This window comes from Falsiroseomonas stagni DSM 19981 (genome assembly GCF_900114315.1).
Lineage (GTDB): Bacteria > Pseudomonadota > Alphaproteobacteria > Acetobacterales > Acetobacteraceae > Falsiroseomonas > Falsiroseomonas stagni.
The window spans coordinates 71,231-83,905 of the sequence record NZ_FOSQ01000017.1; the positions used below are offsets into that span (position 1 = coordinate 71,231).

At 71.3% G+C, this 12,675-nt stretch carries 11 protein-coding genes; 5 read left to right on the forward strand and 6 right to left on the reverse strand.

The annotated features are described in order from the left end of the window. Positions 1–12: 12 nt before the first annotated feature. The 4 genes from BM041_RS26860 to petA all read right to left on the reverse strand — a co-directional run bounded on the left by BM041_RS26860 (position 13) and on the right by petA (position 5,309). Entirely contained in the window at positions 13–2,400 is a 2,388-nt protein-coding gene (locus tag BM041_RS26860; protein WP_092963004.1) for a methyl-accepting chemotaxis protein, read from the reverse strand. 176 nt (positions 2,401–2,576) lie between these two features. Then, positions 2,577–3,353: a cytochrome c1 gene (locus BM041_RS26865; protein WP_175534192.1), complete on the reverse strand. Its 777-nt coding sequence runs from the start codon at positions 3,351–3,353 to the stop codon at positions 2,577–2,579. Next, positions 3,353–4,624, reverse strand: a complete 1,272-nt coding sequence (locus tag BM041_RS26870; protein WP_092963005.1) for a cytochrome b — start codon at positions 4,622–4,624, stop codon at positions 3,353–3,355. The genes BM041_RS26865 and BM041_RS26870 overlap by 1 nt, the downstream gene beginning before the upstream one ends. 67 nt (positions 4,625–4,691) lie before the next feature. Then, positions 4,692–5,309, reverse strand: a complete 618-nt coding sequence (petA, locus tag BM041_RS26875; RefSeq protein WP_456303972.1) for a ubiquinol-cytochrome c reductase iron-sulfur subunit — start codon at positions 5,307–5,309, stop codon at positions 4,692–4,694. A 278-nt stretch (positions 5,310–5,587) separates the two neighbouring features. Here petA and hemF point away from each other — a divergent pair, with 278 nt between their 5' ends. From hemF to BM041_RS26895, 4 genes are all read left to right on the forward strand, one after another. Further along, on the forward strand, positions 5,588–6,493 hold the full coding sequence (gene hemF / locus BM041_RS26880; protein ID WP_092963016.1) for an oxygen-dependent coproporphyrinogen oxidase: 906 nt from the start codon (positions 5,588–5,590) through the stop codon (positions 6,491–6,493). A gap of 61 nt (positions 6,494–6,554) precedes the next feature. Beyond that, a complete protein-coding gene (locus BM041_RS26885; protein ID WP_092963006.1) occupies positions 6,555–7,007 on the forward strand; it encodes a (2Fe-2S)-binding protein in 453 nt (150 codons plus the stop codon). Then, a complete protein-coding gene (locus tag BM041_RS26890) occupies positions 7,007–9,205 on the forward strand; it encodes a xanthine dehydrogenase family protein molybdopterin-binding subunit (RefSeq protein ID WP_092963007.1) in 2,199 nt (732 codons plus the stop codon). The genes BM041_RS26885 and BM041_RS26890 overlap by 1 nt, the downstream gene beginning before the upstream one ends. A 76-nt stretch (positions 9,206–9,281) precedes the next feature. Next, positions 9,282–9,545, forward strand: a complete 264-nt coding sequence (locus BM041_RS26895; RefSeq protein WP_092963008.1) for a type II toxin-antitoxin system prevent-host-death family antitoxin — start codon at positions 9,282–9,284, stop codon at positions 9,543–9,545. 437 nt (positions 9,546–9,982) lie between these two features. Here the strand turns inward: BM041_RS26895 and BM041_RS26905 are convergent, their stop codons facing one another. Then, positions 9,983–11,059 (reverse strand): hypothetical protein, encoded by a 1,077-nt coding sequence (locus tag BM041_RS26905; RefSeq protein ID WP_092963009.1) that lies wholly within the window; start codon positions 11,057–11,059, stop codon positions 9,983–9,985. A 149-nt stretch (positions 11,060–11,208) separates the two neighbouring features. Between BM041_RS26905 and BM041_RS26910 the strand changes: the two genes are divergently transcribed. Beyond that, a complete protein-coding gene (locus BM041_RS26910) occupies positions 11,209–12,189 on the forward strand; it encodes a Bug family tripartite tricarboxylate transporter substrate binding protein (RefSeq protein ID WP_092963010.1) in 981 nt (326 codons plus the stop codon). A gap of 173 nt (positions 12,190–12,362) precedes the next feature. Here the strand turns inward: BM041_RS26910 and BM041_RS26915 are convergent, their stop codons facing one another. Continuing rightward, a complete protein-coding gene (locus tag BM041_RS26915; RefSeq protein ID WP_139226097.1) occupies positions 12,363–12,584 on the reverse strand; it encodes a hypothetical protein in 222 nt (73 codons plus the stop codon). Positions 12,585–12,675 lie beyond the last annotated feature (91 nt).

Here is a 12,675-nt window from a genome sequence, read left to right on the forward strand (position 1 = left end):
GCGCATCATTCCTCACGCCGCCTCCCGCGCATCCCCGGCCAGCAGGCGGGCCACTTCCCCCGCCGCCCCGGCCATCGCGGTGAACAGCACGCCGGTGGTGCCGTCCTGCTGCCGCGCGACCCGCGCGGACAGTGCCCGGCCGCCGGCGATGGCCAGGCGGATGTCGGTGCCGGGCGGCAGGTCCAGCGCGGCCGCGATGGCCGCCCCGCCTTCCGACAGGTCCCGCAGCCGCGCCGTCCGCGACCCGCCCTGCCATTCCACCCGGCAGGGCAGGTCGATCGGCTTGCGCCCATGGCGGCGCCGCTCCCCGGCCGTCCGCAACGCGGCGAGGAAGCCATCCACCTCCCCGCGCAGCGCCTCGGCCCGGCCGCCGACCTCGCGGGAGGCGTCGAGCACGCCCTCGGCGGCGGCGCCGCCGGCCATGGCCGCGTCGGACAGGGATGTCATGCGCGCCAGCACCGCCTCGTTGCCTCGGGTGGCATCGTCCAGCCGGCCGGCGATGGCGCCGATGGCGCTGGACTGCGCCTCGACCCCCGCCGCGATGGTGGCGGCGGCGGCGCGGACCTCGCCAACCACCTCGGCGATGCGGGCGATACTGCCCGCCGCGGCGGCGCTCGATGCCTGCACGGCGGTGATGCGCGTCGCGACCTGCTCCGTCGCCTTGGCGGTCTGCGCCGCCAGGGCCTTCACCTCCCCTGCCACCACGGCGAAGCCGCGGCCGGCTTCCCCGGCGCGGGCGGCCTCGATGGTCGCGTTCAGCGCCAGCAGGTTGGTCTGGGCGGCGATGCTGCGGATGGTCTCCATCACCGTGCTGATCTCCGCCGCGGCGGCCGACAGGCTGGTGACCAGGCGTTCGCTGTCGGCAGCCTGCTGGACGGCCGCGGCCACCTGATCGCCGGCCCGGCGCATCCCGACCGTCACGGCGTCGGCGCTGTCGCGCAGCCCCGCCGCGGCCAGGCGCGCTTCCTCCAGCCCCGCCGCGCCGCTCACGCTGGCCTGGCGCACCGTCGCCGCTTCCTCCCGCGTGGAGGTCGCAAGCTGCGCCATGGTGTCGGCGCTGCCCCGCATCCGGTCGGCGGATTGGCCGAGCCCGCCCAGCACGCCGCCGATCACCGCCGAGAAATCGGTGGCGAAGCGTTCCGTCGCCTCCTGCCGGCGCAGCCTCGCCTCCCGGTCGGCCTGGGCGCGCGCCTCCTCCGCCCGCGCCTCCGCCAGGCGGCCGCGCAGCGTCGCCACCGCCCCGGCGACGCGGGCGATCTCCGCCGGCGGGCGGCCGAGATCGACCTGCGCCGCCAGCTCGCCCTCCGCCAGCCGCTCCACCAGCACCGCCAGCCCGGCCGCGGGGCGGGACACGCGGCGGCGGACGAACCAGACCAGCATGGCCGCCGCGCCGATGGCGACCAGCGTCAGCAGCAGCACCAGCGCGACCTGGCGGGCCCGGGCGGCGCCGGTATCGGTCCAATAGGCCTTGTTGGCATCACCCGTCGCGACGGTGAGCGCGGTGGCGAGGTCGAGCACGCGGCTCGATTCCGCGAAATAGGCGTCGAAGGACAGGGGATAGGGCCGCCCGGCCTGGGACGCCTCGACCAGCGACTGGCGCAGCGCCTGGTAGCCGACGCGGTATTCCTGCAGCACGCGGCGCAGCAGCTGGCGGAGCGATTCGGACAGCGCCGGATGCCCCTCGATCGCCTCCAGCGATTCCAGCCGGCGCGCGACGGATCCATCGAAGGTGGCCATCCGGTCCAGCGCCGCGGGCGTCAGGGGCTGGCCCAGCGCCAGCGCGACGGCGAGGTAGGTGCGGTCCCGCCCGCCATACTCACGCACACTCCAGGCGAGGTGCTGGACCTCCTCCCGCAGCGCCACGCCCGCCGGCACCATCTCCGCCACGCCTCGGGCGGTGCCGCGGCGGTTCTCGATCTCCGCGATCAGGCGCGGGACACCAGCGGCCCAGCGGTCCAGCACGCCGGGGTCGCGGTTCGCCAGGGGCCGCAGCAGCTCCGCATCCGCCGCCCGGCGCAGCGCCTCCAGGCCCTGCAGGCGGATCGCGGTGGCATCGACCAGGCTTGCAGCCTCCGGCGTCCCCACGGTGCGAAGCCCGTCCATGGCACTGGCGAAGCCGGCGCCGGCCAGGCTCCGCTGGCGGTCGATCATGCCGCGGAAGCTGGGGGCCACCGGATCGGGCAGTTGCAGCGCCACCTGCACCAGGGAGCGTTCCAGCGACATCTCGACCAGCGCCGTGCCGAGGGTCGCGATGGCGGTGGCGATGCTGCGCTGGCGTTCGGCGTCCCGCCAGTCACGCAGCCGCTCCGGCATCAGGATCGCGGCCAGGGAGAGTGTGCTGGCTGCCAGCAGCACGGCGAGGCAGGTGGCAAGGACATTGATGGAGACGCGGCGTGGCATGGGACCCTGCGGGCGGTGGGGGTCTTCCGATATGGCTGGAAAGTGAATTGGAGATTACCAGTGCCCCATGATGTTCATGCGACGACCAAACACGACAAAAGGGCCGCCCCTTGCGGGAGCGGCCCCTTGATCGGATCGGTTCGCCGGTCCCCGCCCCGTGCCGGGGGCGGCGACGGTCAGTGCTTCACGTCGGCCCAGACCTTGCGCTTCACCGCATAGGTCAGCCCGCCGAGGATGATGAGGAACAGGATGATGCGGATGCCCATGGCACGCCGCTTCTCCGCTTCCGGCTCCGCCGCCCAGGCCATGAAGGTGGTCACGTCGCGCGCCATCTGGTCCACGGTGGCCTCGGTGCGGTCGGCGTATTCGACCTGCCCGGGGTTCAGCACGTTCGGCATCGCGATCTGATGGCCGGGGAAGTAGGCGTTGTAGTTCATCCCGTCCATCAGCTGGAAGCCGGCCGGCGGGTCGCGGTAGCCGGTCAGCAGCGCGTGCATGTAGTCGGCGCCGTTGAGGCGGGCCTTCACCATCACGGACAGGTCGGGCGGATAGGCGCCGTTATTCGCCGCGCGCGCCGCCTGTTCATTGGCGAAGGGGCGGCGGAAGCGGTCGGACAGGCGGGCCGGGCGCTCGAACATCTCGCCCTGGTCGTTCGGGCCGTCCACCACCTGGAAGGTGGCGGCGATGGCGCGGACCTGCGCCTCCGTCAGCCCGATCTCCAGCAGGTTGCGGTAGCTCAGCTGCCGCATGGCGTGGCAGGCCGAGCACACTTCCTTGTAGACCTGGAAGCCGCGCTGCAGCGACCCGCGGTCATAGACCCCGAAGAAGCCTTCGAAGCTGAAGCGCGTGTCGGGCAGGGTGATCGCCGGCCCGGCCGCCTGGGCCGGGGCTGCGCCCAGGATGGTCGCCGCGCCGAGCATCAGCGCGCCGACGAGGTTGCGGAAGCTGGACATCACGCCTTCTCCATCGGCTTGGCCATCGCACCGGCGGGCAGCGGTCCACCGCCGCGCAGGACGGGCAGGGCGATGCTTTCGGGCAGCGCCAGCGGCCGCTCCAGCCGGCCGAGCAGCGGCAGGATGATCAGGAAGTAGGCGAAGTAGTAGGCCGTCGCGATCTGGGAGATCAGGACGTAGGGCTGTTCCGCCGGCTTGCCGCCCGCCCAACCCAGGACGACGAAGGCAATGCCCCACAGGAACAGCGCCCACTTCGCGATCGGGCGGAACCGCATGGACCGAACCGGGGAGGTGTCGAGCCAGGGCAGGATGAACAGCACCGCGATGGAGCCGAACATCAGCAGCACGCCGCCCAGCTTGTCCGGCACCGCGCGCAGCACCGCGTAGAAGGGCAGGAAGTACCATTCCGGCACGATATGCGCGGGCGTCACCAGCGGGTTCGCCGGGATGTAGTTGTCCGGGTGGCCGAGCATGTTCGGCGTGAAGAACACCAGGAAGGCGAAGACGATGAAGTAGACCACCAGGCCCACGCTGTCCTTCGCCGTGTAGTACGGGTGGAAGGGCAGGGTGTCCTGCGGGCCCTTCGGGTCGATGCCCAGCGGGTTGTTGGAACCCGTGATGTGCAGCGCCGCCACGTGCAGGAACACGACGCCCGCGATCACGAAGGGCATCAGGTAGTGCAGGCTGAAGAAGCGGTTCAGCGTCGGGTTGTCGACGGAGAAGCCGCCCCACAGCCAGGTCACGATGTGCTCGCCCACGATCGGGAAGGCGGAGAACAGGTTGGTGATAACGGTGGCGCCCCAGAAGGACATCTGGCCCCAGGGCAGCACGTAGCCCATGAAGGCGGTGGCCATCATCAGCAGGAAGATGACGACGCCCAGGATCCACAGCAGTTCACGCGGCGCCTTGTAGGACCCGTAGTAGAGCCCGCGCCAGATGTGGATGTACACGACGATGAAGAACATCGACGCGCCGTTCATGTGCACGTAGCGGATCAGCCAGCCGTAGTTCACGTCGCGCATGATGCGCTCGACGCTGTCGAAGGCGTAGCTGGTGTGCGGCGTGTAGTTCATCGCCAGGAAGATGCCCGTCGCGATCATGATCATCAGCGTGACCATGGCGAGCGCGCCGAAATTCCAGAAGTAGTTGAAGTTCCGGGGCGTCGGAAACGTCCCGTACTCCTTCTGCATCATGGTGAAGATCGGCAGCCGCTGGTCGACCCAGCGGATGACGGGGTTGGAGATGGTGCTGTCGTGAAGGCCGATGGCCATCTTGCCTGGCTCCTCGGGGGTTGCGGGGCTCACGGGCGGGCGCGGACCATACCGCGCCCCGGCGCCGTCAGCCGATCCGGATCTGGGTGGGAGAGGTGAAGCTGTATTCGGGAACCGCAAGGTTCGTGGGCGCCGGCCCCTTACGAATGCGGCCCGAGGTGTCGTAGTGGCTGCCGTGGCAGGGGCAGAACCAGCCATTGTAGTCGCCGCGCGGGTCGGACGACTTCTGGCCCAGCGGCACGCAGCCGAGATGCGTGCACACCCCCACCACCACCAGCCACTGGTCCCGCTGTACGCGGCCCTGGTCGGGCGCCGGGTCTTTCAGCTCGGAAAGCGGGGTCGCGCGCGCGGCCTGCACTTCCTCCGCCGTGCGGTTGCGCACGAAGACGGGCTTGCCGCGCCACATCACCGTCACCGCCTGGCCGGCCGCGATCGGCGCCAGGTCCACTTCCGTGGAGGACAGGGCCAGCACGTCCCGCGCCGGGTTCATGGAATGGATGAACGGCCACACCACCACGCCCACGCCCACCGCGGCGAAAGCACCCGTCGTCAGCATCAGAAAGTCCCGTCGCGTCTCCCCGGAGCCCTCGGCTCCATGGGCCGCTTTGGCGGGCGCCATCGTCTCGGCCATGTCGTCGTCCCCTTTCGGTCTCCGCGCGCCAAGAACGCCCGGGCCAACCGCCATCGTCGCGCAGATTTCGCGCCAGGAGATGAACGCCAGCGACCGGCACCGCCCGAACAGGGGCGCGCGCAAGCCGGGGCTGCCACCAACGACGCTGCGCCGCATATAAAGGGTGGCTTGCGATGGTGTCCATCCGGCGGCACCCCTGAAATCGCAACAGCTTCACCGGGAAAGCGTCCGGCCGCGTCACTTCCGGGCCAGGATGGGCATCCTCTTCATCCCCTGCCAATCTTCCGGTCATGGCGCGCCCGATCGGCGCACCGATCGAGGATCGTCCCAGGATGACTGACAGCCCCGCCCCGCCCGCCGTGACACCCCCCACGCACCCCATGGTCACCCCCGCCCGTGCCTGGTTCGAAAACCTGCGCGACCGCATCTGCGCGGAATTCGAGGCGATCGAGGACGAACTCGCCGCCGGCCCCCACACCACCCTCCCCCCGGGCCGTTTCGTCCGCACCGCCTGGGACCGGCCGGAGGGCGGCGGCGGCGTCATGTCCGTCATGAAGGGTCGGGTGTTCGAGAAGGTGGGCGTCAACGTCTCCACCGTCTTCGGCGAATTCTCCCCGGATTTCCGCAAGCAGATCCCCGGGGCGGAGCAGGACCCGCGTTTCCTCGCCACCGGCATCTCCCTCGTGGCCCATATGCGCAGCCCCCGCGTGCCGGCCGTGCACATGAACACCCGCTTCATCCTCACGACGAAGGCCTGGTTCGGCGGCGGCGGTGACCTGACGCCGATGGACCACGCGGCGCCCCATTCGAAGGAGGACGCGGCCACCTTCCACGCCGCCTACCAGGCCGCCTGCGACCGCCACGACCCCACCTACTACCCCCGCTTCAAGCAGTGGTGCGACGAGTACTTCTTCCTGCCCCACCGCAACGAACCCCGCGGATTGGGCGGCATCTTCTACGACTGGCTCGGCGACCGCACGCCGGGCAAGGGGGTCGAGAACGACTTCGCCTTCACCCGCGATGTCGGCCAGGCCTTCCTCGACGCCTACCCCGCCATCGTCCGCCGCCGCATGCACGAACCCTGGACGGAGGCCGAGCGCGCGCACCAGTTGATGCGCCGCGGCCGTTACGTCGAATTCAACCTGCTCTACGACCGCGGCACCATCTTCGGCCTCAAGACCGGCGGCAATGTGGAGGCGATCCTGATGTCCCTGCCGCCGGAGACCGGCTGGCCGTAACAATCCTCGACATCGCGGCGCGCCACGGCAAGATGCCCGCCATTGCCCTGGGGAAGCCGCAATGGCCGAGATCACCGTCAACGGACAGGCGCGCCGCGTCGATGTCGAGGGCGACACCCCCCTGCTCTGGGTGCTGCGCGACACGCTCGGCCTGACCGGCACCAAATACGGCTGCGGCGTCGCGCAATGCGGCGCCTGCACCGTGCTGGTGGACGGCGTCGCCACCCGGTCCTGCCAGACCCCCCTCGATGCCATCGCCGGCCGCGCGGTGACGACCATCGAGGCGATCGAGGCCGATCCCGTCGGCGCCCGGCTGGTAGCGGCCTGGGTGGCGCTCGATGTCCCCCAATGCGGCTACTGCCAGTCCGGCCAGCTGATGGCGGCCACCGCCCTGCTGAAGGAAACGCCAAAGCCGGATGAGGCCGCGATCGCCGCCGCCATGACCAATCTCTGCCGCTGCGGCACCTACAACGCCATCGCCGCCGGCATCCGCCAGGCATCGGAGGCCGCGTGATGCCGGCCCCCCTCAACCTCTCCCGCCGCGGGGCGCTCGGCCTCGCCGGCGGCCTCATCCTCGCCCTCGGCCTGCCCCAGCGCCCCGCCCGCGCCCAGGCCATGGGCGGCACCCAGCACGCCCGCAAGGTCCCGGCCTACCTCACCATCGAACCTTCCGGCCGGATCACCCTGAAAAATCCCTTCGCGGAGGGCGGCCAGGGCATCCACACGGCCGTCGCCCAATTGGTGGCGGAGGAGCTGGACGCCGACCTCGCATCCTTCACGGTGGAAACCGCCCCCGCCGGCGCCGACTACCAGGTGCTGTTCAATGGCACGCGCCGCGTCACCGGCGGCAGCTTCTCCATCCGCCACACCTACGCGCATTTCCGCATCCTCGGCGCCACCGCCCGCGCCATGCTCCTCCAGGCCGCCGCGCAGCGCCTGGCGGTCCCGGTTGCCAGCCTCTCCACCGAACCGGGCTTCGTGATCCATCCCGGCGGCCGCATCCCCTATGGGGCGCTGGCGGAAGCCGCCGCGGCGCTGCCCATCCCCGCCGATGCCGAACCCAAGGCCGCGGGCACGGGTTTCCGCCTGATCGGCAAGCCGGCACCCCGCCTCGACACCCGCGCCAAATCCACCGGCCAGGCGCGCTACGGCATCGACATGCGCGTCGATGGCATGCTGCAGGCCGCCATCCTCCACGCCCCCCGCGCCGGCGCCGACCCCGGGGAGGTGCTGAACGATGCCGCGCTCCGCGCCATGCCGGGCGTCCATTCCGTCCATCGCCTGCCCGGCGCCGTCGCGGTCCTCGCCGACAACTTCTGGCGCGCCCGCAAGGCCGTCGAAGCCGCGCAGGTCGCCTGGACCGCGGTCGGCGGCCAGGCCGTGGTGCCCGAGGATTTCTCCAGTGCCTCGATGCTGGAGACACTGCGTTCCCAGGCCGATGCCCCGGGCAACCCGGCCAGCGACACCCAGGGCGACGCGCCCGCCATCCTCCGCGTCGCCACGAAGACGATCACCGCGGATTACGACGCCCCCTACCTCGCCCACGCGCAGCTCGAACCCCCCTCCGCCACCGTCCGCTTCAACGCCGATGGCACGCTGGATGTCTGGACGCCGAACCAGGCGCCGGAGCAGTTCCGCGCCATCGCCGCCCGCGAAGCCAGCCTGGCCGAGGACCGCATCCGCATCCACACGCCACTGCTGGGCGGCTTCTTCGGCCGGCACTTCACCTACGGCACCATCCATCCGATGAACCAGGCCATCCGCCTGGCCCGCGCCACCAACCGCCCGGTGAAGGTCATCTGGACGCGGGAGGAGGAGTTTGCCCGGGACGCCTACCGCCCCATGGGATTTGCCCGCCTCCGGGCCAGCCTCGGCCCGGATGGCCGCATCGCCGCGCTGCACGCCACCACCCCCGGCGAGGGCCCCGTGGCCAAGCATTTCGGCACCGCGCGCCTCGGCAACCCGCCCCTCGATACCTCCGCGGTGGAGGGCGTGGCCTTCAAGCCCTACGCCATCCCCAACCGCCGCATCGAATGGGTGCACGTCCCCCATCCCATCAATGTCGGCTTCTGGCGCTCCGTCGGCCATTCCATGAACGACTTCTTCCTGGAGGCCTTTCTCGACGAGGTCGCGGAGGTCGCGGGGCAGGACCCGCTGGCCTTCCGCCGCGCCCATCTCGCCCATTCCCCCCGCCACCTCGCCTTGCTCGACGCCGTGGTGGACCTCGCCGGCGGCTGGCGCCGCGGGCCCTTCGCGGCGCCGGACGGCACAAGCCGGGCGCGGGGCCTCGCCATGGCCTCCCCCTTCGGGACGGAGGTCGCGACCATCGCGGAAGTGTCGCTGCGGAACGGGGAGGTCGTGGTCCACGACCTCTTCATCGCCATCGACCCCGGCAGCATCGTCAACCCCGCCATCATCCGCGCCCAGGTCGAAAGCGCCGCCGCCATCGGGCTGTCCGCCGCCTGCTTCGAGGAGATGGGCTTCGAGGATGGCCGCCCCATCCCCCGCAACTTCGACACCTACCGCATCCTGTCCCGCGCCGAGATGCCGAAGGTCCATGTCCGCATCCTCGAATCCGGCGCCCCCATGGGCGGCGTCGGCGAACCCGGCACGCCGGGCGTCCCCCCCGCCGTCGCCAATGCCATCGCGGCCCTGACCGGCCGCCGCATCCGCAGCCTGCCCTTCGCCAAGGAACGCATCGGCGCGGCGTGAGGGCGCGGAGGTCCTCGCAAAGGATGCGAATAATATGTATCATTCGTATCCTAAGCCACCGAGGGAGGCCGCACCCATGCGAGTCACGACCGCCGACTTCATCAGGAACTTCGGCACCCTCGCCGACCGCGCCCTGGCGGAGCCCCTGACCATCACCAAGAACGGGCGGGACCGCCTGGTGGTGGTATCGGCCGCCGAATACGAACGCCTCAAGCGCCGCGACCGCCAGGCCATCGCGGCCGGCGAGGTGCCGGACGCGGACGCTGCCCTCATCGCCACCTCGGAAGTCCCGGCCGGCCATGAGCACCTCGATGCCGAGCTGAAGGACTGGCGCCCCTGACCTGGCCCGCGCCGCAACCGGGCCTCGTCATCCGCTACGCCTATCTCTGGCAGCGGGAGGCGTTGCAGGGCCGGGAGGAAGGCGCCAAGGACCGCCCCTGTGCCATCATTCTTGCCGTGCGCGACGATGCAGGCCAGCACCGCGTTCTGGCGCTGCCCATCACCCACAGCCCGCCCACCGATCCGGCGGACGCGATCGAGATTCCCCCGGCCACGAAGCAGCGCCTGGGCCTGGATGACGCACGATCCTGGGTGGTGGTGACGGAGGCCAACGCCTTCACCTGGCCCGGCCCGGATCTCCGCCCGCTACCCGGGAAGGACCCCGGCTCCGTCGCCTACGGCTTCCTGCCCCCGGCCTTCTTCCGGGTCCTGCGGGATCGCTTTCTGGAGGCGCGCCGGCGGCAGATCGCAGCCCTGGTGCAGCGGACAGGACAGAACCTACCGCCGCCGCTTCGTCAGGATGGGCGGCGGCACGCCGCCGATCTCCCGCAGCTCCGCCTCCATCGCATCATGCTGACGGCGCAGCTCGGCCACATGCGCGTCGCGCTGCGCCATCTCCCCGGGGGTCTTCATCTTCCAATCCTGCGCGCGCTGGATCTCCTCCCGCTTCGCCAGGATCATCTCCTTCAGCTGTTCCCGCCGCGCGATCCGTTCCGGCGGTTCGGGCTCGGGCTCCGGCCCGGGCGGGTCGGCGGTGATGCCGTGGCCGGGGCCCGCGGTCAGCACCATGGGTTCCTCCGGCCAGAAGGCGTCGGACGCCGCCAGCCCCTCGAACAGCCGGATCAGGCGGGACCAGCGCACCGGCTGGTCGGCGAAGCCCATGCCCGCCGCCTGCAGCCCGGCGCCGCGGCCGACGCGGACGCGCCGGTTGCCCCAGCGCAGCTCCCCCTGGTCCAGGAACAGCGCCGCCACGGCGGGGCCGTGGGTTTCCGCCAGGAACGCCTCCACATCCGCCATGCGGGGCGTGCGTGACAGGCCGCGCCGCCAGTCCCGCCAATGTGCCATCACGTCCCGCGCATCCAGCAGGATCTGCAGACGCTCGAAGGCCCGGTCGTTGAACGCCTCCGCCACCCACAGCCAGCCCCAGCGCAGCAGGTAGAACAGCCCGAAACCCGCTTCCGCCACCGCCACCCGGCCGCGATGGACGATCCCCCACAGCACGGCGCCGCCCAGGACGAAGGGCGCCATCTCCGGCGGCGGATCGGCCAGCACCAGCCCGGCGAGGGACGCCGCGCCGAGCATCGCCGCCACGCCATCCACCAGCAGCAGGATCAGGGAGACGACCTTGAGGCCCCGCCGCGCGCGCCGCCGCCGCGGCGGCCGTTCGGCGGGGGCCGCCACCGGGCGCTGCCGCGGCCGCCGGCCACCGGGGCGCGGGGCCTGGTAGGTGGCCAGCGTGGCACGGGACCGGTCCAGCAGTTCCGCCACATCCGCGCGCTGGCCCGCCAGGCCGGATTGCTCCAGCCTTGCCACCAGCCTCTGCAATTCGGAAAGCGACTGGACCTGGGCCGCCATGCCTACCTCCAACGTCCCTTGTCCCTGGTCGGGATGAGTCTTCCGTGAACGTCCATACCGGCAGTCGGCGGCATCCCATCCCGTGCCCCGTCTGGCACCGCCGCCGCCGAGCCCCTATCTTCGCCCCAACAAAAGGGGAGACATCCGGAATGACGACGCGCCGCATCCTGCTCGGCACCAGCCTCGCCGCGCCTTTCATCGCCACCACCGGCGCGCTGGCGCAGGGACAGTGGCCGAACCGGCCCGTCCGCGTGATCGTCCCCTGGCCGCCCGGCGGGTCCACCGACGTGCTCTGCCGCCTGCTCTGCGAACAGCTCCAGCAGAAGACCGGCCAGTCCTTCGTGCTGGAAAACCGCCCCGGCGCCGGCGGCAATATCGGCGCCGACGCGCTGGCGAAGTCGGCGCCCGATGGCTACTCGATGGCCCCGCTGACGCTCGGCGCCTGGCACATCAACAGCTTCCTCTATTCCCGCCTGCCCTATGACCCGCAGCGGGACTTCCAGCCGATCTCGATGCACTGGGAACTGCCCAACGTCCTGGTCGTCTCCGCCCAGCACAACCCCGCCAACAACTTCCGGGAATTCCTCGCCTGGGCGCGGGCGCAGCGGCAGGGCATCTCCTACGGCTCCCCCGGCGTCGGCACCACCGCCCACCTCTCCGGCGCGCTCTTCACCACCCGCCTGCAGATCGAGGGCACGCACGTCCCCTTCCGCGGCGCCGCCCAGATCATCCCCGCCATGCTGTCAGGCGACCTCAACTGCGCGCTCGACAACCTCGCGAGCTATGTGCCGGTCATCCAGGAAGGCCGCGCCAAGGCCTTCGCGGTCACCGGGGCGGAACGCTGGCCGACGCTGCCCGACGTGCCGACCATGGCGGAGGTCGGCGTGCCCGACTTCGTCATCACCTCCTGGTGCGCCATGGCCTTCCCGGCCGGCGTCCCCGCGCCGATCGTGGAACGCGCCTCCGCCCTGATCCGGGAGGTGACGGAGCCGCCGGCCATGCAGGAACGCTTCCTGCGCGCGGGCGCCAAGGGTGTGTTCAGCACGCCGGCGGAGGTCACGGCCCGCGTCGCCCGCGAACGCCCGGTCTGGCAGGAAGTGGTGCGGATTTCGGGGGCGAGGCTCGACTGAGTCCCGGGGAAGGCGCCGCCTTCCCCGGACCCCATCCGCCAGGGGGCAGAGCCCCCTGGACCATCGTCAATTGATCCCGGTCCAGGGTCCGGCCGGACCCTGGCGGGGGGTGCAGGGGGGCAGCGCCCCCCTGCGGCTAGACATCGAGTGCAGGGGGGCAGCGCCCATACGCGCTAAAATAGGTTTCTGACTGGGTAGCTGACGTGTGGTTTTCGGCGTCGTGGCGCATTGGCGAGGCTGCGATGGGCCTTGGGGCTGGCATGCAGGATGTCGGCGATGGTGACGGTGCCGATGACGGTGCCGAGCAGGACGATCAGCGCGATCTTCTGCACGGCCCAGAGCGAGGGCGTGTAGGCGTCGTCGAGCAACGCCTCAGGGGGAAGATTCCAGGACATCCTGGCTGAGGTCGTCGCAGAGCAGGGCCAGGACGAGGTGGGCGTAGAGCCAACTCTGCGATCCACGCTCGGTGCGGGTGGGCAATCGGTC

What these genes read in the sequence shown, in the direction of transcription:
- BM041_RS26860 (WP_092963004.1), bottom strand. Translation starts at nt 2,400, where the DNA reads ATGCCACGCCGCGTCTCCATCAATGTCCTTGCCACCTGCCTCGCCGTG.
- BM041_RS26865 (WP_175534192.1), bottom strand. Translation starts at nt 3,353, where the DNA reads ATGTCCAGCTTCCGCAACCTCGTCGGCGCGCTGATGCTCGGCGCGGCG.
- BM041_RS26870 (WP_092963005.1), bottom strand. Translation starts at nt 4,624, where the DNA reads ATGGCCATCGGCCTTCACGACAGCACCATCTCCAACCCCGTCATCCGC.
- petA (WP_456303972.1), bottom strand. Translation starts at nt 5,309, where the DNA reads ATGGCGGTTGGCCCGGGCGTTCTTGGCGCGCGGAGACCGAAAGGGGAC.
- hemF (WP_092963016.1), top strand. Translation starts at nt 5,588, where the DNA reads ATGACTGACAGCCCCGCCCCGCCCGCCGTGACACCCCCCACGCACCCC.
- BM041_RS26885 (WP_092963006.1), top strand. Translation starts at nt 6,555, where the DNA reads ATGGCCGAGATCACCGTCAACGGACAGGCGCGCCGCGTCGATGTCGAG.
- BM041_RS26890 (WP_092963007.1), top strand. Translation starts at nt 7,007, where the DNA reads ATGCCGGCCCCCCTCAACCTCTCCCGCCGCGGGGCGCTCGGCCTCGCC.
- BM041_RS26895 (WP_092963008.1), top strand. Translation starts at nt 9,282, where the DNA reads ATGCGAGTCACGACCGCCGACTTCATCAGGAACTTCGGCACCCTCGCC.
- BM041_RS26905 (WP_092963009.1), bottom strand. Translation starts at nt 11,059, where the DNA reads ATGGCGGCCCAGGTCCAGTCGCTTTCCGAATTGCAGAGGCTGGTGGCA.
- BM041_RS26910 (WP_092963010.1), top strand. Translation starts at nt 11,209, where the DNA reads ATGACGACGCGCCGCATCCTGCTCGGCACCAGCCTCGCCGCGCCTTTC.
- BM041_RS26915 (WP_139226097.1), bottom strand. Translation starts at nt 12,584, where the DNA reads ATGTCCTGGAATCTTCCCCCTGAGGCGTTGCTCGACGACGCCTACACG.